Raw genomic sequence first — 25,159 nt, 5'->3', positions numbered from 1 at the left:
TATGAGCTATCCACGCAATCTGGTTGGCTATGGCCGCAACACTCCAGACCCACGCTGGCCGGGTGGAGCGAATATCGCCGTGCAGTTTGTCGTCAATTACGAAGAAGGCGGTGAAAGCTGCATCCTCGACGGCGATCCGGCGTCCGAATGCCTGCTTTCGGAAATCGTCGGCGCGCAGGCATGGAACGGCCAGCGCAACCTCAATATGGAATCCATCTATGAGTATGGTGCCCGCTCCGGTTTCTGGCGTCTGTGGCGCGCTTTCACGCGACGCAATATGCCGGTGACGGTCTATGGCGTAACGCTTGCCATGGAGCGCAATCCCGAAGCTGTCAGTGCGATGAAAGAGGCCGATTGGGAAATCGCCAGTCATGGCCTGCGGTGGTGGGAATATAAGGACGTTCCCGAAGACGTGGAACGCGAGCATATCCGCGAAGCCGTGCGTCTGCACACGGAGATCACCGGCACGCGCCCTCTGGGCATTTACCAGGGCAAGCCGTCGGACAATACGTTGAGGCTGGTCATGGAGGAAGGCGGCTTTCTCTATTCAGCCGATTCCTACGCTGACGAACTGCCTTACTGGGTAAAAGGACCAAAGGGTCCACATCTCATCGTACCCTATACGCTTGACGCCAATGATATGCGCTTTGCCACACCACAGGGCTTTAACTCCGGCGATCAGTTTTACAGCTACCTCAAAGACAGCTTCGACGTGCTTTACCGCGAGGGCGCAGAGGGTGCGCCAAAGATGATGTCGATTGGGCTTCATTGCCGCCTCGTCGGGCGTCCGGGCCGTGTGGCAGCACTCGAACGCTTCCTTGATTATGTGCAGAGCCATGACAAGGTGTGGGTTGCCAAGCGCGTGGATATTGCGCGGCACTGGCACGAACATCACAAACCCAAGCAAGTCGATATTATGCCCTCCAAGGCCAGCAAGGCAGATTTCGTCGCCCGTTATGGCGGGATTTTCGAGCATTCGCCATGGATCGCCGAACGTGCCTATGACATGGGTCTGACGGAACTGGCGGATTCTGCATCCGGTCTTCACACGGTTCTGGTGCGTGCTTTCCGCGCTGCATCCGACGATGAAAAGCTCGGCGTGCTGCGCGCGCATCCCGATCTTGCGGGAAAGCTTGCAGCGGCCAAACGGCTGACACCGGAATCGACCTCCGAGCAGGCCTCTGCCGGTCTTGATGCCTTGACGGATGATGAGCGTCAGACGTTCAGCGAGCTCAATGACACTTATATGCAAAAATTTGGCTTCCCGTTCATCATCGCGGTGAAGGGCCGTAACGCCCAAGAGATTCTAAGCGCGTTCAAACGACGCGTCGCAAACAGCAAGCAGGCGGAGCTGGAAACAGCCTCCGAACAGGTCGAGCGCATCGCGCTCCTGCGGCTGAAAGATATTCTTCCTGAGACACTCTACTAGGATAAAACCATGAGCCGTACTTATTACGCACCGACCGGTGGCCTGCCGCCACAGACGCAAATTCTGACTGATCGCGCAATGTTCACCGAAGCCTATGCGGTTATTCCAAAAGGCACGTTCAGCGATATTGTCACGAGCTTTCTGCCCTTCTGGGACAAGACGCGTCTATGGATCATTGCGCGCCCGCTATCAGGTTTTGCCGAAACTTTCTCACAATATATCATGGAAGTGCAGCCGGGTGGCGGCAGTGATCGCGCGGAACTCGATGACGGCGCACAGGGCGTGCTGTTTGTTGTCGAAGGCGAAATCACCGTTACGCTTGACGGCCAGGATCATGTACTGACCGAAGGCGGCTATGCCTATCTGCCGCCAAAAAGCGGCTGGACTTTGCGCAACAATTCAGGCGCGATTGCGCGCTTCCATTGGGTGCGCAAGGCCTATGAATATGTCGACGGTCTTGATGTGCCGGAGCCGCTTTTCCTCAACGAAAAGAACATTGCACCAACGCCGATGCCGGACACCAATGGCACATGGGCGACAACGCGCTTTGTTGATCCGAACGATCTGCGCCACGACATGCATGTGACTGTTGTGACATTCGAACCGGGCGGCGTCATTCCCTTTGCCGAAACCCATGTGATGGAACACGGGCTTTATGTGCTGGAAGGCAAAGCCGTCTATCGTCTCAATCAGGATTGGGTGGAAGTAGAAGCAGGAGACTTCATGTGGCTGCGTGCCTTCTGCCCGCAGGCTTGTTATGCCGGGGGTCCGGGCAAGTTCCGGTACCTGCTTTATAAGGATGTTAATCGTCATATGACGTTATCGCGGTAATCATTAAATATAAAGCGGCAACAATACATTGCCGCTTTATATTTTTGAACGCTTTATTACAATATAATACTCAATAATATAATATTTTAGCCCCATTAAATGTTTTAATTGTAATATAAATTCTTCATTTTTTTGTTGTATGCGTATTTATATTATGCTTCACTCTGGATCACGCGCAAATTAATAATTTTAAACACACCTATAACAAGAGAATTTTTATGAAAAAATACGGTTTGATCGCTTCTGCAATCGGAACACTTACACTTTTCAGCTTGCCAGCCTTTGCTGCCACTCTTCCCGGAGGCGCAAGCACTTTACAAGAAACCTATGAAGACTGGACCGTTTCTTGTCAGTCAACAAAAGATGCAACTCTTTGTGCTATTCGACAGGATCAAAACAGCGCCCAAACAGGACAACGCGTTCTTACCGTAGAATTAAAAAACGTGTCAGGTGGCAAAGTCGATGGTGTTATTTTAATGCCATTCGGACTTGATCTTTCAAAAGGCGCGACACTTAAAATCGACGAAGCCACCGGTCCGAACCTAACATTTTCAACCTGTCTTCCTCAGGGGTGCCTCGCACCTGTTAGTTTCGACAGCAAGCAAGTCGCTGCTCTGAAAGCGGGAACCAATTTAAACGTCAATGCTACGGCCTTAAGCCCAAGTCAGCCAGTTGCATTTAAAATTTCGCTGAAAGGTTTTGGCGCGGCACTTGACCGTATTATTACGCTCACGAAATAATTTGCGGGCATTTGATTTTAGCCGATACGGTACGATATCCGCAGCATCAAAAATCAAGCCGTACGACCTCTGTCGTACCGCCTTTTCGTTTAGAGCAGGCTTGGTTCAAAGCTCAGAAAGCGGTCTTATCTGATCGGATTGTGCGGCACCTTAGAGCCTATTTTGAACTGCTTGAATCAGATCCGCGCCCTAACCGTTTTATATGAAGCACAGCCTTATCGATCCGTGTTTCAGTCCGACAGGAGACATGCCCTAGTGTGGTGGATTTGAAGTTCCTATCATTTGTGTTGCATTCACATTTAGGAACTTTAAATCCGTAAACCACACGAGATTCAAAAGTTTACTCGTATGGCTTAGAAGCCGAATTTCGCTCCGAGAGCTGCTTCAAGGTGAAACGAATTTCGGGTTCGCCATACTAGATTGGTCGCTTCAACGTAATACCAAGACGCGCTAAAGACCGCCGCCAGCGCATCGTCATGAGAACCGATACAATTGCAAGCCCTGCCGCAAGGCCAAGCCAGACACCCGCGCCGCCGAGCTTAAATTGGAATGCCAGCACCGCACCGAGTGGCAGGCCGACACCCCAATATCCAACCAGTGCCATATACATGGGAACGCGCGTGTCACGCAGACCGCGCAACATGCCTGCTGCAACAGCCTGAGCGCCATCAACAATCTGGAACAGGGCAGCAAGCGCCAGGAATGTGACCGCAAGTTCGATAACGGCAAAGTTTTCCGGGTCTTTGAGATTAAGAAACACGCCGATAAACACGCGTGGAATCAAAATCATCAGCAGACCCATGATCGCCATAAAGCCGACACCCAGCGCATAGGCGCTCCAACCAGCATAAGCCACGGCTTGCGGATCGCCGCGTCCATAAGCACGACCGACACGAACCGTTGCCACCTGCCCAAAGCCGAGCGGCACCATGAAGCTGAGTGACGCCACCTGAATAGCAACGGCGTGCGCCGCCATAGCGGTCGGCCCGATATAGCCCATCATGATGACAGCCGCATAGAAAATGGAAGTCTCGAACACAAAGGTCAGTGCCATCGGAAAACCGATGCGCCAGAGTTCGATCAGGCGCGGCCAGTCAGCCCGCCAGAAGCGTCCAAACAGACGATAGCGGCGGAACCGGCGATGGCGCATCGTGATAAATGCCATGCCAAGAAACATCATAATGCTCGACAGCGTCGTGGCGATACCAGCGCCATGCAGTTCCATACGCGGAAAGCCGAAGTGGCCGAAAATCAGGGTCCAACCGGCAAGCGCGTTAAAGCCAATGGCAGCAGCAGCGATCAGCAGCGTCCACATCGGCTTTTCCATAGCCGCGAAGAAGGACCGCAGCACGATATAGAAAAGATAGGGCAACAGCGCCCATTGCAACGTGTGCATAAAATCGGTGGAGCGCGCCGCGATATCGGGCTGCTGACCGAGGAAAATGAATATTTCCTCGCAATGCCACAGCACGACCCAGATCGGGATTGAAATGATAATCGCCGACCACATGCCCTGACGCACCGTGCGACGGACATCGCGCACCGAATGACGATTTTTACCGAGTGCGATAGCGATCATGGGCATAACTGCCGAGACCAGCCCCATCGAGAAAATCATCAGCGTGTGATAGAAACTCGTCGCCAGCAGTGCGGAAGCAAGTGTATCCTTGCCAAGGCGTCCGATGAAGATCACATCCGTGGCTGTGAGTGCCGCCTGCGAGAGATTGGTCAGGATCAGCGGCCAGCCGAGCTTCAGAGCCACGACCATTTCGCGGCTCCAGCGCTGTACGCTGTTCAAATGTGGCTCGTGAAAGCCTGCATCAACTGTATTGGTCACAAGTCCCTCCCCGAACTGTCCGGGGCTGTCAATCCACCGGACACTCCATAGCTGAAACACGCGCCATGACGTCAGAGACCATGTCAATCTGAGGAATTTAGCATCGTGATACGAATATCGATCGCCCCATGCCGGCTAAGAGCTTTCATCGCTATTGCGACTCTGCTCCCACTTTTCGGTTTTTTCAGCCTCTGATGGGAACGTTGTGTATGTTCCAGAGGCTGATCCGGAGCCAGGCGGGCTGCGCATCGATTTGCACAAAATTGGAGCACAATGGATAGCAGAGTTGCATGAAGAAGCAACACATCTTGAAAGCTAATTTCTCTTCTGCTGACAGAGTTAGAAATAAAAACCCCGCCCGAAGCCATGGCCTTGAGCGGGGGTTGTATATGGCTTCAAATAAGGTTTACGCGAAGTCGAGTGCGCGGTCGCCGTCTTCGTCCTTGATACGTGATGGCAAGCCGATCTGGTTCAGGATGTGGAGGAAAGGCTTTGGATTGAGCTCTTCCACATTGACCATCTTCTTCACGTCCCATTCGCCCGAAGCGATCAGGATTGCGGCTGCAACGGGCGGAACACCAGCGGTGTAGGAAATGCCTTGGCTACCCACTTCGTTATAGGCGTCCTTGTGGTCGGCAACGTTATAGATGAAAACCTCCTTCTCTTTACCGTCCTTGGTACCTTTAACAAAATCGCCAATGCAGGTCTTGCCAGTGTAGTCTGGTGCCAGCGACGATGGATCAGGCAGCACAGCCTTGACCACCTTGAGCGGCACGACTTCCAGACCTTCAGCGGTCTTGACCGGCTGTTCGGACAGAAGGCCCAGATTGTTCAGCACTGTGAAGACGTTGATATAGTGATCGCCAAAGCCCATCCAGAAACGCACATCGGCGTTCGGGTAGTTCTTGGACAGCGAATGCACTTCATCATGGCCAGTCATGTAGGCCTTGCTTGGGCCGACGACTGGCAGATCGAACGTCTGGCCAACTTCAAACATCTTGTTCGACTGCCACTGACCTCCCTGCCACGAATAGACCGTGCCGGTGAATTCGCGGAAGTTGATTTCCGGGTCGAAATTGGTCGAGAACCAGCGGCCATGCGAACCGGCATTGATGTCAACGATGTCGATGGATTTGACTTCATCGAGATAGTCGTCAGCCGCCAAACGCGCATAGGCATTGACCACACCCGGATCAAAGCCAATGCCAAGAATGGCAGTGATGCCCTTCTCTTCGCATTCCTTGAGGTGCTTCCATTCGTAATTGCCGTACCACGGTGGGGTTTCGCAGATCTTCTTCGGATCTTCATGGATGGCGGTGTCCATGTAAGCCACGCCCGTATCGATACAAGCGCGGAGGACCGACATATTGAGGAAGGCCGAGCCAACATTGATGACGATCTGAACACCTGTCTTCTCAATCAAAGCCTTGGTGGCTTCAATATCCATCGCGTTCAGCGCATGCGCTTCCAGTTTCACCTCGGTCTTGAGGCTCTTCTTTTCATGCACGCTATCGATAATCTTGCGGCATTTCTCAACCGTGCGGGACGCAATATGGATATCGCCCAAAATGTCAGAGTTTTGCGCACATTTATGTGCAACAACCTGTGCCACGCCCCCGGCGCCGATGATGAGAATGTTCTTCTTCATTTTCTGTCGATGCTTCCTCTTCCAGCGGTTTCCCGCATTTTCATGTTTTCACTTCAGTTCAGGCCAACTCTTTCTCAGGAAAGAGCCGCTTCAAAATCCGCATAATCAAATTCGCGGACAATCTTGACCGTGCCGTCGAGTTCACGCACGGCAATGGCTGGCATTTTCACGCCATTAAACCAGTTCTTTTTAACCATGGTATAACCGGCCGCATCTTCAAAGGAGAGACGGTCGCCAATAGCCAACGGCTTGTCGAAATTGAATTCGCCAAAAATATCACCCGCAAGGCAGGATTTACCGCAGATCATATAGCTGTGCTCGCCATTGTTCGGCGCCATCTTCGCCTTTTCGCGGTAGATCAGCAGATCAAGCATATGCGCTTCAATTGAGCTATCGACGACGGCAAGGTTCTTGCCATTATAAAGCGTATCGAGAACCGTTACTTCCAGCGTCGTGGTCTTGGTGATCGAGGCTTCACCCGGCTCCAGATAGACCTGCACGCCGAATTTTTCCGAGAACGCTTTCAGACGCGCGCAAAAATCATCGACCGGATAATCGTCGCCGGTGAAATGGATGCCGCCGCCAAGGCTCACCCATTCAACCCGATGAAGAAGCGAGCCGAACTTTTCTTCAATATCAGTCAGTATTTTGTCGAAAAGACCGAAATCGGAATTTTCGCAATTGTTATGAATCATGAAACCGGTGACACGATCCATCACCTTTTCAACCTTCGCCACATCCCATTCGCCAAGGCGGCTAAACGGACGCGCCGGATCGGCAAGATCAAAACTCGAAGACGAAATGCCCGGATTAAGACGCAGGCCGCGCTTGATATGAGCAGCCTTATCGGCAAAGCGCTCAAACTGGCTGATCGAATTAAAGATAATTTTATCGGCATGACTGACGACTTCGTCGATCTCATGATCCGCATAGGCCACGCTATAGGCATGGGTTTCGCCACCAAAACGCTCATGGCCAAGACGCACTTCATTGAGCGAGGACGAGGTGGTGCCGTCCATATATTCGCTCATCAGATCAAACACCGACCAGGTGGCAAAGCATTTCAGTGCCAGCAGAGCTTTTGCGCCGGATTTCTCGCGCACATAAGCAACTTTTTCCATGTTGCTTTTAAGCTTGGTCTTGTCGATCAGATAGTAAGGCGTCTGGATCATGGTCGTTCCGCGTCATCAATTGGGGAGTGTGGCCTGTCCAGCTGACTGGCGGGCACGTTATCCGGCTATATCTAGCCCTCACAATCACAGGCTTATAGGAACCTTGTGACAGAAACACAAATCCGCCGCAGACGTTTTGAGAAAAAATCTCCAACGCAGCGGCGGATTGTATATTTCAACGCTTGATATAGGGCTTTTCATTTAAAATTGAACCCCTTTTGATTTTTATTCATGCTGTTTTACTTCCACCCCCATTCCGAAGATTAAAAATCCGATTTATAAGACCCGCACACGCGTGCGGACAACGGGCATCAACCCGTCTCTGAAATGCGGGATAGGACCAGGGAAAGAAATGCAGACCGAAAATCCAGCCGCCACTGTAACAGCAGGGGCTACCGCAGGCTGGGGAGAATTGTTTGCGGGCGAAAACGCGATCCGTTCGCTGACGCTCGTGGGCGGCGTAGCACTCCACGCCATTAATGTTTTTATCGCCACAACCATATTGCCAACCGTAGTCGCCGATATTGGCGGCATGGATTATTACGCCTGGAACACGGCGCTGTTCGTGACCGCGTCTATTCTTGGCTCGGCGCTTGTGCCGAAACTTCTATCGCAAGCTGCACCGCGCAATGCTTATCTGGTGGCAGCGATTATCTTTGCCATTGGCACTCTCGCCTGTGGCTTTGCGCCTTCCATGCCTGCCATGCTCGGCGGTCGCGTCGTGCAGGGGCTTGGCGGCGGCATGTTGCTGGCGCTGTCTTATGCGATGATCCGCATCGTTTTCAGCGAAAGGCTGTGGCCGCGTGCCATCGCGCTTGTTTCCGGCATGTGGGGTGTGGCAACACTGGTAGGCCCTGCCGTTGGCGGCATCTTTGCCGAACTCGGTCAATGGCGCGCCGCCTTCTGGTCGCTTGTGCCAGTGATTGCGATCTTCGCTGTGATGGCAATGATTGTTTTGCCCAAGCAGATCAGCAATACCGAAAACAAAGACCGGCTGGCATGGCCGCAGCTCATTTTGCTGACCATGGCGGTGCTGATCATTTCGGCTGCTAGTATCTCACCAAGTGCGTTCTGGAACGTGGCAGGCGTTGTCATCGCATTGGCTGTGCTGATGTTGCTTGTCTTCGTCGAACACCGATCCACAAAACGCATTCTGCCGAAAGGCACATTCAGCCTGAGCCGTCTTGGCGCACTTTATCTCACCATGGGATTTCTGGGTGGTTCGGTCACGAGCTCTGAAGTGTTCGTGCCGCTTTTCTTTCAGGTTCTGCATAACCAGTCACCGTTGATTGCTGGCTATCTTGCGGCACTGATGGGCGGAAGCTGGACGCTTGGCTCCATCGGCTCATCCGGTGTGACAGGCAAAAGCGTGAACCGCGTCATCCTCGCAGCGCCCATTATGGGCATTCTCGGCATGATCACGCTTGCGGTCCTCGTTCCTCCGGGCAGTGAGGGGAATTGGACCAGTCTGCTGCCGATTTGCCTTGCCATGATCATCGTGGGTTTTGGTGTCGGCATGACTTGGCCACATCTTCTCACCCGGATATTCAAACGCGCCGATGCGGCGGACCAGAATTTGGCCTCGGCATCGCTGACGACGGTGCAGCTGTTCACAACGGCCATGGGTGCTGCCCTTGCCGGCATGGTGGCCAATCTCGCAGGACTGAGCAATCCCGGCGGCGTTGCAGGCACCGCCAATGCAGCGCTCTGGCTGTTCAGTGGATTTGCCATCATGTCAGGCATTGCGCTGCTTTCGGCAATTGCACTGGTGCGCAGTTCACGCTGAAACCTGAAAACGGTTCGCGGGGCATAACATGCTCCGCAAACCCTTTCGATTAGAATGCAGTTTCTTGAGACTGCATTTAAATTCGATTTAATTGCGCAGCCAGTAAAGCTTGATTAGCCCTTGATGTACCGGCGCATAAGGATTATTCCGATTTCCGTAATCGTTGGCCGGGCTTGACGTGATCTTGCCGAAAGTCCAGCCAGTCACGAGCCGCGGAAGCCACCCTGAAGGCAGCCAGACGCGATCCCCCATGATTGCGATAAATGAAGTTCGCTTGTTTTGAGCGGACACCGTGAAAAGCGAAACAGAGACAGTCCGACATGAGCAGCAATTTTTATCAGGAAACCGTTCTTGACGTTCACCACTGGACCGACAGACTGTTTTCCTTCCGCACCACACGCGATCAGGGCCTGCGCTTCCAGAGCGGCCAGTTCATCATGATTGGTCTTGAAGTCAACGGCAAACCGCTGCTCCGCGCCTATTCAATTGCTTCGAGCATCTATGATGAACAGCTCGAATTTTTCTCAATCAAGGTGCAGGACGGTCCTTTGACTTCGCGTCTTCAGCACCTCAAAGAAGGCGACAAGCTGATCGTGGGTAAAAAGCCGGTCGGCACGCTGCTTTATGATAATCTCATTCCGGGCGATAATCTGTGGCTGCTTTCGACTGGCACCGGCCTTGCGCCGTTCCTGTCGATCATCCGCGATCTTGAAGCCTATGAGCGCTACAAGAAAATCATCCTTGTGCATGGCGTTCGCGAAGTGAACGAGCTGGCCTATGCCGATCTCATCACCAAGGAACTGCCGGAAGACGAGTTCCTTGGCGAGATGGTGCGCGAGAAGCTGATCTATTATCCGACCGTGACGCGTGAAGACTTCCGTAATCAGGGTCGCCTCACCGATCTCATCACCTCCGGCAAGATTTTTGAAGATCTGGGTCTGCCAAAATTCTCCGAACAGGACGACCGCATGATGCTTTGTGGTAGCCCGGAAATGCTTGCTGACATGCGCGTCATTCTGGAAGGCCTTGGCCTCGAAGAAGGCAGCCAGAGCGAAGCCGGTCACTTTGTGATTGAAAAGGCTTTCGTCGAAAAGTAAGCGCTGATCTATACGTCTATGAAAGGGAGGCTCATGCCTCCCTTTATTTTTCCCACATTTAGCCTTATGCTCAGACCATGATAAAATGTTCGAGTACCCCCTGCATCGCGCTCCAGTGATTTGAGCAATCAAGCACCAGGAGCATGAGCGTAAGCAAGCCTGTTGCTTACGTGGGATTCGCTTTGCCATTCGCAAGCGAGCAGCGCCGTTCAGATCGGCACTCATGCAGTGAGTCTTCTTATGAAAAATTATTTCGAAAGCCCATTCAAGGGCATCACGCTCGATAAACAAGTCACAAATCCAAACATCATCGTTGGACGCTACAGCTATTATTCCGGTTATTATCATGGCCATAGCTTCGACGACTGCGCCCGGTTTCTTTTGCCCGATGAAGGGGCTGATAAGCTGATCATTGGCAGCTTCTGCTCAATCGGATCGGGTGCCGCGTTCATCATGGCTGGCAATCAGGGGCATCGTCACGACTGGATCAGCACCTTCCCGTTCTTCTTCATGTCGGAAGTAGATATTTTTGAAGGCAGCGCGAATGGTTACGCTCCCGCAGGCGATACGATTATCGGCAATGATGTCTGGATTGGTTCGGAAGCCATTATCATGCCCGGTGTCAAAGTGGGCCATGGCGCGATTATCGGCACCCGCGCTCTGGTGACGCGTGATGTCGAGCCCTATGCGATTGTTGGTGGCAACCCTGCCCGCACGATCCGCTCACGTTTCGACGAAGCAAGTGTCGACATGTTGCTGGAAATGCAGTGGTGGGACTGGCCTGACGATCAGCTGAAAGCCGCAATGCCCATACTGACAAGCGGCGATGTAGAAGCACTTTATCGCTACTGGCAGCAGTCAGCGTAAATATTGAAGACCTGCTCGTCTTGCGAGTGGGTCTTTTTATTGCTTCGGTTTCGCGCCGAAAACATGTTCTGGTCCCGGGAATGTGCGTGCGCGAACCTCTTCCGCATAGGCTTGCGCTGAATCCGAAATCTGCGGCGCAAGCGCCGTGAAGCGTTTGACAAAACGCGGCGTAAAATCCTGGAACAACCCAAGCATATCATCTGAAACCAGAATCTGCCCGTCACAGGCAGGCGACGCGCCAATGCCGATTGTTGGAATCTCCAAATTTTGCGTGATCTCGCGGGCAAGTGGCTCGACCGTGCCTTCAATCACCAGCGCAAACGCACCCGCTTCAGCTATGGCCTGTGCATCGCGGCGGATGCGATTGGCTTCAGCATCGTCACGACCGAGGGAGCGGAAGCCGCCGACTGTATTGACCTGTTGCGGCATCAAGCCGACATGACCAAACACCGGAATGCCACGCTTGACGAGGAATTCAACCGTCTCGGCCATTTCCTCGCCGCCTTCAAGCTTCACGCCGTCGCAGCCGGTTTCCTGCATGATACGGGCGGCATTGCGGAAAGCCTGTTCTTTCGATTCCTGATAGGAGCCAAAGGGAAGATCGACCGTCACACAGGCATGGCCCGCCCCACGCATGACTGCTTTTCCGTGCGCAATCATCATGTCGAGCGTCACGCCAAGCGTTGAATCCATGCCATAAAGCACCATACCAACGGAATCGCCGACCAGAAGCAAATCGCAATGCGGATCGAGCAATCGGGCAATCGGCGTTGTATAAGCCGTGAGGCTGACAATCGGGCGCTCACCCTTCATCGCCTGAATTGCCTTTGGCGAAAGGCGTTTTGCTTTGACTGGGACACTCATTTCAGGCCGCCTTTTCCTGCGCAGCGGGTTCTATGACACGATTATCAAGGAGACGTGTTGTTCCAAGCCTGACGAAAAGCGCCACCAGAACCGGCCTGCCCTGAACGGATGGCAGCCGCTCCAATGTTGCAGGATCGCGGAGCACGACCACTTCCGGTGTAGCCAGCGGTTCAGTCGCTATGAATGCACGAATTGCAGCCTCAAGCGCTTCCGGGTCATCAATGCCGGAGCGATACAGCCGCTCGGCTTCATCAAGTGCCCTTGGCACGATGATGGCTGCAGCACGCTGCTCAGGCGTCAGATAGACATTGCGCGATGAACAGGCGAGCCCGTCATCTTCACGCACTGTCTCAACACCAACGACTCGAACCGGGATCGCCATATCATCCACCATGCGGCGAATGATGACGAGCTGCTGGAAGTCCTTTTCGCCAAAATAAGCCGCATCGGAGCCCACGATGTTGAAAAGCTTGCTGACAACGGTTGCGACGCCCGCAAAATGGCCGGGGCGCGCTTCGCCCTCCATCTGATTGCCGAGCGTTGGAACATCGACAACCGTCTGCATCGGGCGCGGATACATATCCGATACGGCCGGAGCAAAGACGAAATCGACCTTCGCGTCGCGGAGCAGATTTGCATCACGCTCAAGATCACGCGGATATTTATCAAGGTCTTCATTGGCGCCAAATTGCAGCGGATTGACAAAGATTGAAACGACGGTGACGTCATTGTCATCGCGCGAGCGGCGCACAAGTTCGAGGTGCCCTTTGTGGAGATAGCCCATGGTCGGCACGAGGCCGATGGATTTGCCACTCTTGCGCTCTATGCCCAGTGCCTGACGCAAATCTTCAATCGTATGGACGATCTGCATGAGGGTCTCCCTGCCAACAACCAGATTTGACCTCTGCCTTACAGCGCTCCCTCAACGATGACAACTGCACTTTTGCCGATGCAGACGATGCTTCGGGGTTTAGTTGCCCACCGCACCGCTGACTGTGCCACCCACAGTTCTGCCAAACCGGTCGATCTGCTCATTGTAGGTCCGGCGTGTGTTCGGATCGAAGACCGCAATCGGCGCACTGACCACAAGCGAGGCCGCTGAACCAACACCCTGCGCCGTACCAAGCGCCACAGCGCCAAGACGTTCGCCCAGTCCAATATCGGAATCAGTAATTGTCTGACCCGTTACAAGACGTTGGCCAATCAGCTGGACCACTTCCGGGCTTGATGCGAATTTACCGTGATTGAGGCTGTCACCCGCTTTAAGCTGCGTAAGGTCAATAACGGTAATGCCTGCTTTTTCCAGCTCGGAACGATAAGGCTCAATTGATGGATCAATCTGACCAAGACGGTCAACATTGCCCGAAATAAAGCGCGAAGCACGAAGCGCACGATCATCGCGGGATGTGAAGAGCGTGAAGCGCGGATGCTCCTTGCCCATCGCACGGAACTGCTTGTTAAAAACATCCACATCGAGATCGGGAGAAGCAAGAATGACGTCGGTGATCTTGCGGTCCACGCGCTTGTCACGGATTGCCATCTGGCGAAGCGCTTCCACCGTCAGCCAGCTGCCCATGGAATGGGCCATGATGGTAATATCTTTGACGCGCGGGTCTTCGGCAATCTTGCGCAGCACCGTTTCAAGCGCATCGCGCGAGTAATTGGTGCTTTCCTTGTCATAATTGTAATCGAATACACTGCCGCGCGACGGCCATGTGAAGATGACAGGCGCAACATCGGCACCGGAATCATGAACAATCTGCGCAAAGCGATAGACAGAATCTTCAAAAGTATTGTTGAAGCCATGCACGAAAACCATCACACGACGTGATTTCGGCAGACTGTGATTAAGCCATTGCCGCGCGCCGCTTTCGGTATTGATCGCCTTCACTTCCACCGTCGCAAATTCTTTGAGCGGGTTCGGCGGCATCTTCTTGGGCCACTGCACTTCGCCAACTTTGCGATTTTTGTCAGGAGGGATCGAGACGACGATCTCCGTCAAACTAATGTCCTGATCGCGTTCGCCGGAATAAAGCAGGCCCGGATTGTCTGAAGGTTTACGCGTCGTCGCAACCAGAAGATCAACTTTCGATGCGCCGGGAACACTTTCAGAAATAGGAATAAGAACGCCATCGGGTCGGCTGGCGCAACCCGCAAGGAGAGATAAGGCAATGAGCAATGCTGGGGCGGTACGACGAAAGATGCTCCGCAAAACTCAACTCTCCCAAAAGGACGAAACCCGCAATGCGCCCGATCAGGCGAAACATGCGACTACTATTCTTCACCCAGGAGAATAAGCCAAGCCCTAAATTTCGGGGGGCTGTGGAAAGAATTGCATATGCGACATCTGGGTTACACAGTGCGCACAAAAAAGCGGTCCCTTTTGGCACCGCTTTTTCAGTTTTAAAGCTTTTCACACAGCCAGTCGCGGGCAATGCGCGCATCATCCTCAACCAGCGCATGACCAATGCCCGGCAAAAGCTGAGCGTTCAGATCCGCTCCACCTTCGGCCAACGCCTCTCTAAGCGGACCAGACATAGCGCCGTAAAGATCATCCGCACCGTTCAACAGCAGGACAGAAGCATCCGACAAATCAGCTTCCGGCGGCTGTTCCAGCACTTCAACACTGCGCAACAGAACTGCCTTATGCACGATATGCGGATAAAGCCGCATGAATGCTCCAATCAGGTTTGCCCCGTTGGAATAGCCAAGAAACGCTGTGCGCTGCGGATCAAGCCCATAGAATTTGATCGCACCTTCGACAAAAGCTTCGAAAGCCTCTGCTTCAGAATGAATGTCAGCCTGATCGAACCGATCCATGGTAAAGCGACGAAACCAGCGCTGCGTGCCTTCTTCCGTGCTGCGACCACGCACGCCCAGAAGGGTCGCGTTGGGCGCAATGCTGTGAGCGAGTGGCATAAGATCATTCTCATTGCCGCCAGTGCCATGCAGAAGAATGAGCGTCGTGCCATCCGGCTTTTCCGGCCGGTAGATACGATGCACGAAGGGCAGATCGCGATAGATGATCCGTTCCTCGCCCGGAGCCGAGAATTGCGGCATCCGCATACGGATTGCGGTCTCCTTATCCTCATTGCCCAGAGGGACAAACAGCGTCTGCCCGAGATTTTCAACGCTCTCGTCGACTGCAAAGCCGGGACCGTCGGTTGCAAGCTCGAACAAGGTGCCGCCCGGCTCACGCACATAGAGTGACGCAAAATATTTGCGGTCATGGACATTGGTTTCGCTGGAATTGAGCGAAGACAGCGCCTTTTCCACCCGTTCAATTTCCGAGAGGCCAGCCGCACGGAAAGCCACGTGATCAGCAATCCCTGTTCCGGGAATGCCCGGCCAGAAGCCCGTTGCATCCCGCACGTCGATGGCATCGCCTGAATCGGAGACCAGACGATCTATCGTGCCTTCCTTCGCCTGTGCATGGAAACCGAAAAAGCGCTCGATAAAGCTGACAGTCTGCTCTGGCTGCTCGGACAGGATCGTGGCCGACCGGATGCGGCGCAGCGCATGTTCTGCCGGAACGTCGCCGGACACCCAGGCATCATTGGCTGCAAGATCGCTGCCAACCAGCTTGACGATGACGCCGTCAGGATCACGCAGACGCAGCACCGGCTCGCCAAATTCCTGCACTGGACCTTCAGATGGCACATGATGACGCAAAGCGCGCTCCAGCCAGAACCCGACCGAGGCGCGATCAATGGCGAGCGCTATTTCGCTGACCTGACCATGCCCTATGCGTCCGCGTGCACCGTCTTCCCAGACAAGGAAGGTGATCAGAGAACCCGGCGTGCCTGAACGGTCGCCATAAAACAGATGCAGCTGCTCGGCATCTTCAAAGCCACCCGTCTGCTTGACGATACGCAAGCCCAGAAAGCCCGCATAGAAATCGACATTGGCCTGGACCTTGCGCGTAATCAGCGTGAGGTGATGAATGCCGCTGGTCATGATTGCGCTCTCCCGCATTTCGTAACGGCACATGTCCTGATGAACATGTTTACCGCAAAACTGATGTTGCAGGAGAAATAGTTCACATTGTTGCGATTGCCCATAGAGGCCGGTGGCAACGCACTGTCAACAGATCGGGGATTTTTTTGGGGAAGCTTAAAAAAGAAAAAGGCCGCGCGGGAGGAGGATGCGCGGCCTGATCTTGAATACGGCTGGGAGGAGGAGTGCCGTATCCGTCATCGGGTTCTGGGAGGAGGAGTGAACCCGATGACCAATGTTTACCCTGAGCCTCTTTATTCAACAACGGCCAATAACGCATAACAGTTATGCAAATACGCCGATGCTTAAGTTTGTTGCAAAATTACGAATATAAAAAACCTGCTCACAGAATGAGCAGGTCGAGAAAATTATTTTGCAAAAACAGTGTTTCAGAGAAGATGCGCGATGAAGGGCGCGGCCAGAACATTGACCAATCCGACCAGAACCATCACGAGACCGGCGATCGAGCCTTCCTCCGTGCCGATCTGGTGCGCCTTGGCAACGCCTGCACCATGTGCACCCATGCCAAACAGCGCACCGCGTGCAAGTGTTGAACGAAGCGGCAACCAGTTGAGCATGAGTTCACCCAGTGCTGCGCCAAACACACCCGTAATCACCACGAAGATCGCTGTCAGATCAGGCGTACCGCCGATATCACCGGAAACGGTCATCGCAAAAGGCGTACTCATCGAGCGTGGCATCAGGCTCAGACTGATCGCTTCATTGAGACCAAGCAAATGCGCCAAACCCCACGCAGAGAGCATCGCTGACGAGCTTCCCATCACTACGCCAACCAGCAAAACCGGCCAATAACGGCGAATAGTTGCCCGCTGTTGATAGATCGGAATAGCGAAGGCAACAGTCGCAGGACCAAGCAGCGCCACAAGCCAATGCGTTGCGCCAAAATAACTGCGGTAGTTTTCATTCATGCCGATGAGAAGCCCCATCAACAATAATGGTGTAACGGCAAGCGGTGTCAGCCACCACAGCGGAAAGCGGCGATAAACGCGTTTTGCCGCCAGATAAAGCAGGATTGTGGCTGCCGACCAGAACAGCATCGCCACATAAGGATTACTTAGCGGCATAACGCACACTCAGGCGGTAGCACATATCGACCGTCAGCGCGGTCACCGTCATAACAGTGAGCGTACCAACCAGAATGACGGCCATGATCTTCACGCCGAGCATTCCAAGCAGTTCCTGATGCTCAAGAACGGCAAGAACCGCAGGCACGAAGAACAACAGCATTTCCGCCAGAAACCATTCGGCACCACGCTTCATGCTGAACAGGCTGATGCGTCCGCTCAAAAGCAAAGCCAGAACCAGCGCCATACCGACAATGCCACCAGGCAGTGGCAAGCCAACCAGACGAACAAAAGCTTCACCAGCCAGCCAGAAACCGAACAAGGTCGCAATCTGCATCAGGCGGCTGTTGTGCAGCGCATAGCGAAAACGGACTGTCAGATTATGGGTGCTCATGGTTACGTTCCAATGCAGGTGTTGTGAATTCACTATAGGCGCAGCATTGCCATTCCAGAAATGAATTGATTTCATTGCAGCTATTCCATAATAGAATAGCTTATGAATTTACGCGGCTTTCAGGCTTTCGTGGAGGTGGTGCGTCAGGGCGGCTTTTCGGCTGCGGCTCGTACCATCAACGCCACCCAATCCACCGTCAGCAAGACGGTTCGCCAGCTTGAGGAAGAACTCGGGCTGATCCTGCTTGACCGTGAAGTTACTCCTCCCCGGCTGACAAGTGCGGGCGAGATCGTCTATCGGCGCGCGCTCGCCATGCTGGCTGAAAAAGACGACATGCTGAGCGAACTTGGTGAATTGCGTGGCTTGAAGCGCGGTCTTCTGCGGCTCGGCCTTCCGCCAATCGGTTCCAGTGTGTTGTTCGCCCCGGTCTTCGCAGCCTTTACCAGGCTGTATCCCGACATCGACATTCAGCTTGTCGAGCATGGCAGCAAGCGCCTTGAAGAACTGCTGCTTGCGGGCGATGTCGAACTGGCCGCATCGCTGTTGCCGGTTGAGGAAAGCTTCGAGTGGCAGGCGGTTCGCTGCGAGCCGGTCGTTGCATTGCTTCCAGCCAATCACGGCTTCACCAATGATGGTGGCATTCCGTTGCGCGATATTGCCAGCCTGCCCTTCATTCTTTTTGAAAGCGGCTTTGCGCTCAATCATATCATTCTCGATGCATGTCATCAGCGTGGACTGTTTCCGCACGTCGCCGTTCGTTCCAGCCAGATCGATTTTATTGTCGAGCTGGTGGCCGCTGGCATGGGTATTGGCTTCTTGCCGCAAATGATTGCTGAACAACGCAAGAGCCCCGGCATCCGCATCCATCATATCAGCGATGTGGAAATGAACTGGGACATGGCGCTGGTCTGGCGCAAGGGCGCGTTTCTCTCGCACGCCGCAAGAGCATGGCTTGCGCTTTGCAAAGGCGAAAACAACAACGCCGAGACCTGACATCAAGACTTGAAAGCCAGCACCTCACGCCTATCTCGATAGATTATACCGACATCAGTGAGCTTTGCTCAGCACACACCATAAGCCTTAAGAGGAGGCCATCATGGAAGGTCAGGTTATATTCTACAAAGACGACAGGATCATTTACCGGCATCATGTTGAAGTGCACGACGATGATTATTCAAAGGGCGTCAACGATGCCCTCATCGCCTTTCAGCGCAATTATGCCGGTTTTGATCTTGCAAGCGATGATATTCACATCCGCTTCAAGAAGCCGGGCGATGTTTAACGCCTGAGCCGATCAGGCGAAAGCAGCCTCGTGAGCGACGCGACGAATATCTGCGCGTGACAGGCCGAGATCGGACAATTCGCGGTCGGTGCAACCGCTCAGCTCGCGCAGATTTTCGCGATACTGCATCCAACGGGAAAACTGAGTGCGAAGGTGGTTCATATTGGTATCCCCTTATGGTGAGCACCTTTTCAGTGCTGCATTTTTACCTTCCTCCCATGATGAAGCTTCTGCCTTTTTAATCGGTTTGAGAAGTGCATAAACTGCATGGCTGCAATGCTATGTTGAGATCACAATCGCCCTGTGCGATCACGCAATAAATCAGGCATATCTATAAAAGTTATTGATCAGCATCCCTCAAAACAGCGGGATTTTAGTTAGGCACTTGTAATTGTCACATTCTGCTTAAATTTCCTGTACTGAACCAATAGGACAAGACCCCCAACGCATGAACAAAACCATTTTCATTGTCGGGAACGGCCCCGTCGATCGTAATCTTTCCGCTGAAATCGATGCTGCAGACCTCGTTCTACGCTTTAACGAGCCGCGTGTTTCTTTGGGAATGACAGGCACAAAAACCGACATGCTGATGCTCGCAACGTCGAGCAAACAAATGGAGCAGTGGATTAAAAATCCTGATTTCATAAACTCCGATATTGTGCGTAATACGCCGGAAGTTTTGTTCGCCTTCCACCCTAGTATTATTAAGCGCTTTCACCACCAGCCCAATATCCTGTCCCGACTGAAAGGCCGCCGCGCCGACTGGACCAATGAAGCCATTGACTACTTCGGTCGCGCTGGCAAAAAAATCCGTATCATGCCCGCGCAGGATTATTTTGAGGTGTGTGAGCAACTCGGCATCACCGGTGAGAAAATGAAAAAGGTTTTCCCCAGCACAGGTTTCTTCGGAATTTGGCTTGTTCTTCGCAAATATTCACTGCCTGATTGGGACATCAAAATTTGCGGATTTAGCTGGGAAGGCTGGAAACGCCACGATTGGGCGGCGGAACGCAAATGGATTGAAGACAAGATTGCCGCTGGCCAGTTGCAAAAAGCAAGCTAATACGAGTGACTTGCAGAAACTGAGTGGATAGCAGATATAGATCAGTATTACGGCTGATATTAATATTTGTGCGCTCAGGTTTATCATGAACATCAAGGCCTTTATCATTCATTTGGCGCGCGCGAAGGATCGCAGGCCGCAAGTCGAAAAGCTTATTCGGGAATTGCCCGTTAAGACGGAAGTGATTGATGCCGTTGATAGCCATACCTTGTCAGATGCGGACATAAAGCGCGTTTACAAACGCAAGCTGCATGCACCGCGCTATCCATTCGCGCTGAGCAAAAATGAGATCGCCTGTTTCCTGTCGCATCGCAAAGCATGGCAAGCGATTGTCGATCAGGGGCTGGATGCGGGCTTTGTGATTGAAGATGACATTGAACTGACAGATGTTTTCAATGCAGCCTTTCAGGCGGTCACCAATCATTTCGAGCCGGGCAGCTTTGTGCGCTTCACGTTCCGCGACCGCGAACAGGGTCGTGAAGTTTTCCGCAATGATCAACTTCGCATCATCATCCCCAACCCTATCGGGCTTGGGATGGTGGCGCAACTTGTCAGCTTTGACGCCGCCAAAAAACTCCTTGCTGTCACCGAGCAATTTGACCGCCCCGTTGATACCACCTTACAGATGCGCTGGGTTACCGGCTTGCAGCCGCTCGCTGTCATTCCGGGTGGCGTGAAAGAAATTTCGGCCGCGCTTGGCGGCACGACCATCCAGCACAAAAAATCCTTCAAAGACAAACTCGCCCGCGAGATCCTGCGTCCGATATACCGGATGCGTGTGCGCAGCTTTTCTGCAAAATCGAAGTGAGTCCTATGGCTGTTCCCGTTCTTCTTTATCATCAGATTGCACCGCTGCCGCACAAGAAAATCCCGTTTCGCGGGCTTTGGGTGCATCCGGATAAATTCCGCAGCCAGATGGCATGGCTCAAACGGCTCGGCTATCAGGGCCTCTCGCTGCGCGATGCCATGCCTTACATCAAGGGTGAAAAAACCGGCAAGGTTGCAGTCGTCACCTTCGATGACGGTTTTCTCAACAATTATGAGAATGCCCTTCCCGTGCTCTCAGAGTTCGGCTTCACCGCAACCAATTATTTTGTCGCCAATCAGATCGGTGGCAGCAATGTCTGGGACAATGCCGTCGGCGTACCGCTGTCGCCCTGCATGTCAGTTGCGCAGATGCGCGAATGGGCAGCACTTGGTCACGAAGTGGGCGCGCATACGCTTGATCACGTCAATCTGGAAAAGACACCGGATGAAGAAGCGCGCCGTCAAATCGTGGAATGCAAGCTCAAACTTGAAGATATGCTTGGCTCGGAAGTGACCAACTTCGCCTATCCCTATGGCGGCAACCTGCCGATCCATCGCGAGATGTGCCGTGAAGCGGGATATGAAACTGCAACAACAACGGTTCATGCACGCGCACGTGCGACGGATGATCCATTTGGCATGCCAAGGGTCTATGTTCGCCGCCGCGATTCAGCGGCAAAATTCATTTATCGCCTGATGACCCGTTAGAGCACGCAGCGTTTATTCGTACCCGTGGCGCTGGCTCTAACTTTTTTATTTCTACGCATGTCGCTACCGGATCGAAGCGGGATCAGACATCAGTCCGGCGAACCGATTTCCCCGCGAAGGCGGTTCCTACTTTTCCTCGACATGCTAAAAAACCTGCTATTTGTTTGATTTTGATCAATGCAGCTTCACGAAAGCGTGGCAAATTGCCCGTCATTGCGGCATGGACGCAACCGCGCAAAAGCGGTACTAGAGCGATAACAAGGAGCGTATAATGGACTATCGCCGGTTTTTTGAAGAAGCGATCGACCAGCTGCACGCCGAGAAGCGTTACCGCGTTTTTGCCAATCTTGAACGCATTGTTGGACGTTTCCCCCGCGCTACCTGGCGTAATAATGGCACCGCACGTGAGATTACCGTGTGGTGTTCGAACGATTACCTGGGCATGGGGCATCATCCCGATGTTATCAAGGCGATGTGCGACACTGCCAATTCTACAGGTTCTGGCGCTGGTGGCACCCGCAATATTTCGGGTAACAATCACCCGCTTGTTGAGCTTGAAGCCGAACTTGCCGATCTGCATGGCAAAGAGGCCGGTCTCGTCTTCACCTCTGGCTTTGTTTCCAACGAAGCTTCAATCTCGACTATTGGTCGGTTGCTCCCCAACTGCTTGATCCTTTCTGACGAGTTGAACCATGCTTCAATGATCGAAGGCGTGCGTCGTTCCGGTGCAGAAAAGAAAATTTTCCGTCACAATGACGTTGAGCATCTCGAACAGCTTCTAAAATCCGCGGATCGTTCCCGCGCCAAGTTGATCGTGTTTGAATCCGTCTATTCGATGGATGGCGATATTGCGCCAATCGAAAAGATTGCCGATCTCGCCGACAAGTATAACGCCATGACCTATATTGATGAGGTCCATGCGGTTGGCATGTATGGCGCACGCGGCGGTGGCATCACAGAACGCGACGGCCTTGCGCATCGCATCGATATCATCGAAGGCACGCTCGCAAAGGCATTTGGCGCTCTGGGTGGTTACATTACCGGATCACGTGCGATTATCGACGCCGTGCGTTCGTATGCACCGGGCTTTATCTTCACGACATCACTGCCGCCAGCCGTCGCAGCTTCCGCGACCGCTGCAATCCGTCATCTGAAAACCTCTCAGGTTGAGCGCGATGGCCAGCAGCGTCAGGCGCAGCGCGCCAAGGATGTTCTGTCCGGTGCCGGTTTCCCGGTCATGCCGTCCGAAACCCATATCGTACCAATTCTAGTTGGTGATCCAGAGCTGTGCAAAAAGGCCAGCGACCGTCTTCTTGATGTGCATGGCATCTATATTCAGCCGATCAACTATCCGACTGTGCCACGCGGCACCGAACGCTTGCGTATCACGCCGTCGCCACTGCACGACGATGCACTGATTGACGGCCTGAAAGACGCACTGCTGGAAGTGTGGAACACGCTCGGTATCCCATTTGCTGAACCGGAAGCACCAAAGGCTGCAAATTCAGACCGCATCATTCCGCTGATGGTTTCCAAAGCGGGCGGTTGACCAATTCAGCGTCACAGCATTGAAAAAGGCCGGTTTTCACCGGCCTTTATTTTTAGAGATCATTGATCCAGCGAACCAGCCTTGCCGCCGCTTCGTCGATCTGCTTTGGATCACGCCCGAAGCAAAGGCGGAAATACCCTTCACCGCCAACACCAAAAGCACTTCCCGGCGCCAAACCGACATTGGCGTTATCGACAATATCTATCGCAGCTTTGACGGAGTCGGTGACCCCATCAACGCCAAAGAACAGATAGAACGCGCCTTGCGGTGGTGTCAGGCGCACTTTCCCTGTTTCCTGCAAGGTCGCGCACAAACGATCCCGCGTTGAGCGTGCGCGCTCGACCTGCATCGCGATGAATTCATCGCCGTGATCAAGGGCTGCAACAGCACCCCGCTGCATGAATTGTGCGACACCGGAATTTGAATATTGGATCATATTTTCAATGACCGGACCGATAGACGGATGCACATTCATCCAGCCCACGCGCCAGCCAGTCATCGCCCAGTTCTTTGAGAATGAATTGACAAAGATGATGCGATCATCCGGCTCCATGATGTCCATGAAGGAAGGCGCACGACCACCGCCATAATAGAAGTGGGTGTAAATCTCGTCGGCAATAATCCAGATACCCTTTTCGCGCGCCAGATTGAGAATATAGCGCAGAGTTTCGATGTCAGCCGTCCAGCCGGTAGGGTTTGCGGGCGTATTGATGAACAGGGCACGCGTGCGTGGTGTCATCGCCGCTGCAATCTTTTCAGGATCGAGAACCCAGCCATTCGCGCCAAATTCCAGCTCGACCGGCACGGGGACCGCGCCCGCAAGACCGGCTGCGCCGACAAAATTCGGCCATGCGGGCGACAGATAAATCGCCTCTTCGCCCGCACCCGTGGTCGCGGTCAGCGCCATTTCAATGGCGTGCATTCCTGAGCCCGTGACGTAGAAATTTTCTGCCTTGAACGGCTGTGGGAAATGACGTCCGTGATAGCGAACCAGCGCTTCGCGCAATTCGGGAATACCAGCCTGCCATGTATAGAAGGTTTCGCCATCTGCAATGGCCTTCTGAGCGGCGTCCCGGATGAAATCAGGGGTTGGCAGATCACCCTCGCCGACCCAGAGCGGGATAATTCCCGGCTTGCCCCGGCCATGATTGGCGACAGCAACAATACCACTATCGGGTGCTTCAGCTGCTTCACGACGGAGATCAGTAAAAAGCGTCATTTGTTCCCACATATTTCAATTTTGATTGCTCCTGCTTAGCAAGGTACAGTCATGAAATCATGTGGTATTTTGTGATGATCCGATCATTCAAATTGATGGATCAAATAGAAACGGGGCCATAAAGACCCCGTTTTAATTTGGCTATATGAAAGCAATCAAGCTTTGCTCTGCTTTGCCAGAAGATCGCGGATTTCTGCGAGAAGAACTTCTTCACGCGGTAGCTCTGCAACGGTTTCAGGCTTTGCTTCTTCCTTTTTCTTAAGCTTGTTCATGCCCTTGACGACAAGGAACAGAACCCAGGCAATGATCAGGAAGTTGATAAGCAGGGTAACGAAATTACCATAAGCAATGGTTGCACCAGCTTCACGCGCAGCCGCCAGTGTCGACCTTGGTTCGCCGGCAAGCTGGATAAACATATTGGAGAAGTCGATACCGCCGGTAATCAAACCGATGATCGGCATGATGATGTCATTAACAATGGAATTAACAAGGCCACCGAATGCACCGCCGATGATAACACCGATAGCCAGATCGACCATATTGCCTTTGAGAGCGAACTCTCTGAATTCTTTTAGCATTCTTGTATCCCTCTCGAATACGAACTTAGTCCGGGCTGTCCTTGCTAACGGACAAGCTTCGCCAAAAACCGTTTGGATGAACAATTGAAGTCAAAGCTGACACCAATTGTCCTCTCCTTAGATTGTAGGCGAAAATATTCAAAGAAAAGATAAAGTTTGCAAAAGCTCTCTTTGAAAGTGGATTTTCAATATCTGTAAAAAGCGGAG

24 protein-coding genes are annotated in these 25,159 nt (G+C 53.1%); 12 read left to right on the top strand and 12 right to left on the bottom strand.

The window, feature by feature from the left end:
* The first annotated feature begins 1 nt into the window (after position 1).
* The 3 genes from puuE to U2P60_RS11515 all read left to right on the top strand — a co-directional run bounded on the left by puuE (position 2) and on the right by U2P60_RS11515 (position 3,000).
* Positions 2 to 1,429, top strand: a complete 1,428-nt coding sequence (puuE, locus tag U2P60_RS11525) for an allantoinase PuuE (RefSeq protein ID WP_413572740.1) — start codon at positions 2 to 4, stop codon at positions 1,427 to 1,429.
* A gap of 9 nt (positions 1,430 to 1,438) precedes the next feature.
* On the top strand, positions 1,439 to 2,260 hold the full coding sequence (locus tag U2P60_RS11520) for a bifunctional allantoicase/(S)-ureidoglycine aminohydrolase (protein ID WP_413572739.1): 822 nt from the start codon (positions 1,439 to 1,441) through the stop codon (positions 2,258 to 2,260).
* Positions 2,261 to 2,478: 218 nt separating this feature from the next.
* A complete protein-coding gene (locus U2P60_RS11515) occupies positions 2,479 to 3,000 on the top strand; it encodes an invasion associated locus B family protein (RefSeq protein WP_413572738.1) in 522 nt (173 codons plus the stop codon).
* Positions 3,001 to 3,415: 415 nt separating this feature from the next.
* On the opposite strand, the gene U2P60_RS11510 is transcribed toward U2P60_RS11515, so the two are convergent.
* The 3 genes from U2P60_RS11510 to nspC form a co-directional block, all read right to left on the bottom strand.
* A complete protein-coding gene (locus U2P60_RS11510) occupies positions 3,416 to 4,768 on the bottom strand; it encodes an MATE family efflux transporter (protein WP_413573767.1) in 1,353 nt (450 codons plus the stop codon).
* A 475-nt stretch (positions 4,769 to 5,243) separates the two neighbouring features.
* Positions 5,244 to 6,485 (bottom strand): saccharopine dehydrogenase family protein, encoded by a 1,242-nt coding sequence (locus U2P60_RS11505; protein ID WP_313827959.1) that lies wholly within the window; start codon positions 6,483 to 6,485, stop codon positions 5,244 to 5,246.
* A 74-nt stretch (positions 6,486 to 6,559) separates the two neighbouring features.
* Positions 6,560 to 7,657, bottom strand: coding sequence for a carboxynorspermidine decarboxylase (gene nspC, locus U2P60_RS11500; protein WP_413572737.1), 1,098 nt, complete (start codon positions 7,655 to 7,657; stop codon positions 6,560 to 6,562).
* 352 nt (positions 7,658 to 8,009) lie between these two features.
* Here nspC and U2P60_RS11495 point away from each other — a divergent pair, with 352 nt between their 5' ends.
* The 3 genes from U2P60_RS11495 (at position 8,010) to catB (ending at position 11,407) form a co-directional block, all read left to right on the top strand.
* A complete protein-coding gene (locus tag U2P60_RS11495) occupies positions 8,010 to 9,443 on the top strand; it encodes an MFS transporter (protein ID WP_413572735.1) in 1,434 nt (477 codons plus the stop codon).
* Positions 9,444 to 9,763: 320 nt separating this feature from the next.
* Entirely contained in the window at positions 9,764 to 10,540 is a 777-nt protein-coding gene (locus tag U2P60_RS11490; protein ID WP_413572733.1) for a ferredoxin--NADP reductase, read from the top strand.
* A 240-nt stretch (positions 10,541 to 10,780) separates the two neighbouring features.
* Positions 10,781 to 11,407, top strand: a complete 627-nt coding sequence (catB, locus tag U2P60_RS11485; RefSeq protein WP_413572732.1) for a type B chloramphenicol O-acetyltransferase — start codon at positions 10,781 to 10,783, stop codon at positions 11,405 to 11,407.
* Positions 11,408 to 11,443: 36 nt separating this feature from the next.
* On the opposite strand, the gene panB is transcribed toward catB, so the two are convergent.
* The 6 genes from panB to U2P60_RS11455 all read right to left on the bottom strand — a co-directional run bounded on the left by panB (position 11,444) and on the right by U2P60_RS11455 (position 17,746).
* Positions 11,444 to 12,271 carry a 3-methyl-2-oxobutanoate hydroxymethyltransferase gene (gene panB / locus U2P60_RS11480; RefSeq protein WP_313827952.1) on the bottom strand — a complete coding sequence of 276 codons (828 nt, stop codon included), beginning with the start codon at positions 12,269 to 12,271 and terminating at the stop codon, positions 11,444 to 11,446.
* A 1-nt stretch (position 12,272) separates the two neighbouring features.
* Positions 12,273 to 13,142, bottom strand: a complete 870-nt coding sequence (panC, locus tag U2P60_RS11475) for a pantoate--beta-alanine ligase (protein WP_313827950.1) — start codon at positions 13,140 to 13,142, stop codon at positions 12,273 to 12,275.
* A gap of 99 nt (positions 13,143 to 13,241) precedes the next feature.
* Positions 13,242 to 14,483 carry an alpha/beta hydrolase gene (locus U2P60_RS11470; RefSeq protein ID WP_313827949.1) on the bottom strand — a complete coding sequence of 414 codons (1,242 nt, stop codon included), beginning with the start codon at positions 14,481 to 14,483 and terminating at the stop codon, positions 13,242 to 13,244.
* 191 nt (positions 14,484 to 14,674) lie between these two features.
* The gene (locus U2P60_RS11465; protein ID WP_413572730.1) at positions 14,675 to 16,228 is read right to left on the bottom strand and encodes a VOC family protein; all 1,554 of its coding nucleotides are present in this window, start codon (positions 16,226 to 16,228) and stop codon (positions 14,675 to 14,677) included.
* Between the two features lie 428 nt (positions 16,229 to 16,656).
* The gene (locus U2P60_RS11460; RefSeq protein WP_413572728.1) at positions 16,657 to 17,352 is read right to left on the bottom strand and encodes an LrgB family protein; all 696 of its coding nucleotides are present in this window, start codon (positions 17,350 to 17,352) and stop codon (positions 16,657 to 16,659) included.
* Positions 17,339 to 17,746: a CidA/LrgA family protein gene (locus U2P60_RS11455; RefSeq protein WP_310011126.1), complete on the bottom strand. Its 408-nt coding sequence runs from the start codon at positions 17,744 to 17,746 to the stop codon at positions 17,339 to 17,341. The genes U2P60_RS11460 and U2P60_RS11455 overlap by 14 nt, the downstream gene beginning before the upstream one ends.
* Before the next feature lie 102 nt (positions 17,747 to 17,848).
* On the opposite strand from U2P60_RS11455, the gene U2P60_RS11450 reads away from it, so the two are divergent.
* Both U2P60_RS11450 and U2P60_RS11445 read left to right on the top strand, forming a co-directional pair.
* On the top strand, positions 17,849 to 18,739 hold the full coding sequence (locus U2P60_RS11450; protein ID WP_313827944.1) for a LysR substrate-binding domain-containing protein: 891 nt from the start codon (positions 17,849 to 17,851) through the stop codon (positions 18,737 to 18,739).
* A gap of 103 nt (positions 18,740 to 18,842) precedes the next feature.
* Positions 18,843 to 19,028, top strand: a complete 186-nt coding sequence (locus tag U2P60_RS11445; protein WP_313827943.1) for a hypothetical protein — start codon at positions 18,843 to 18,845, stop codon at positions 19,026 to 19,028.
* Between the two features lie 12 nt (positions 19,029 to 19,040).
* On the opposite strand, the gene U2P60_RS11440 is transcribed toward U2P60_RS11445, so the two are convergent.
* Positions 19,041 to 19,190 (bottom strand): DUF1127 domain-containing protein, encoded by a 150-nt coding sequence (locus U2P60_RS11440; RefSeq protein WP_310010906.1) that lies wholly within the window; start codon positions 19,188 to 19,190, stop codon positions 19,041 to 19,043.
* A 286-nt stretch (positions 19,191 to 19,476) separates the two neighbouring features.
* On the opposite strand from U2P60_RS11440, the gene U2P60_RS11435 reads away from it, so the two are divergent.
* The 4 genes from U2P60_RS11435 (at position 19,477) to hemA (ending at position 23,155) form a co-directional block, all read left to right on the top strand.
* Entirely contained in the window at positions 19,477 to 20,091 is a 615-nt protein-coding gene (locus tag U2P60_RS11435) for a glycosyltransferase family 29 protein (protein WP_413572725.1), read from the top strand.
* Positions 20,092 to 20,176: 85 nt separating this feature from the next.
* Entirely contained in the window at positions 20,177 to 20,899 is a 723-nt protein-coding gene (locus U2P60_RS11430) for a glycosyltransferase family 25 protein (protein ID WP_413572723.1), read from the top strand.
* Positions 20,900 to 20,904: 5 nt separating this feature from the next.
* A complete protein-coding gene (locus U2P60_RS11425; RefSeq protein ID WP_413572721.1) occupies positions 20,905 to 21,606 on the top strand; it encodes a polysaccharide deacetylase family protein in 702 nt (233 codons plus the stop codon).
* A 271-nt stretch (positions 21,607 to 21,877) separates the two neighbouring features.
* Complete coding sequence (hemA, locus tag U2P60_RS11420; RefSeq protein ID WP_413572719.1) at positions 21,878 to 23,155, top strand: 5-aminolevulinate synthase; 1,278 nt, start codon at positions 21,878 to 21,880, stop codon at positions 23,153 to 23,155.
* Between the two features lie 52 nt (positions 23,156 to 23,207).
* On the opposite strand, the gene U2P60_RS11415 is transcribed toward hemA, so the two are convergent.
* The gene (locus tag U2P60_RS11415) at positions 23,208 to 24,374 is read right to left on the bottom strand and encodes a pyridoxal phosphate-dependent aminotransferase (protein ID WP_413572718.1); all 1,167 of its coding nucleotides are present in this window, start codon (positions 24,372 to 24,374) and stop codon (positions 23,208 to 23,210) included.
* A 155-nt stretch (positions 24,375 to 24,529) separates the two neighbouring features.
* Positions 24,530 to 24,952: a large conductance mechanosensitive channel protein MscL gene (gene mscL, locus U2P60_RS11410; RefSeq protein ID WP_313827937.1), complete on the bottom strand. Its 423-nt coding sequence runs from the start codon at positions 24,950 to 24,952 to the stop codon at positions 24,530 to 24,532.
* Positions 24,953 to 25,159 lie beyond the last annotated feature (207 nt).

This window comes from Brucella sp. H1_1004, assembly GCF_047308065.1.
Lineage (GTDB): Bacteria > Pseudomonadota > Alphaproteobacteria > Rhizobiales > Rhizobiaceae > Brucella > Brucella pseudogrignonensis_B.
Note: the sequence above shows the minus strand (reverse complement) of the source record. Positions and strands in the feature narration are given on the sequence as shown.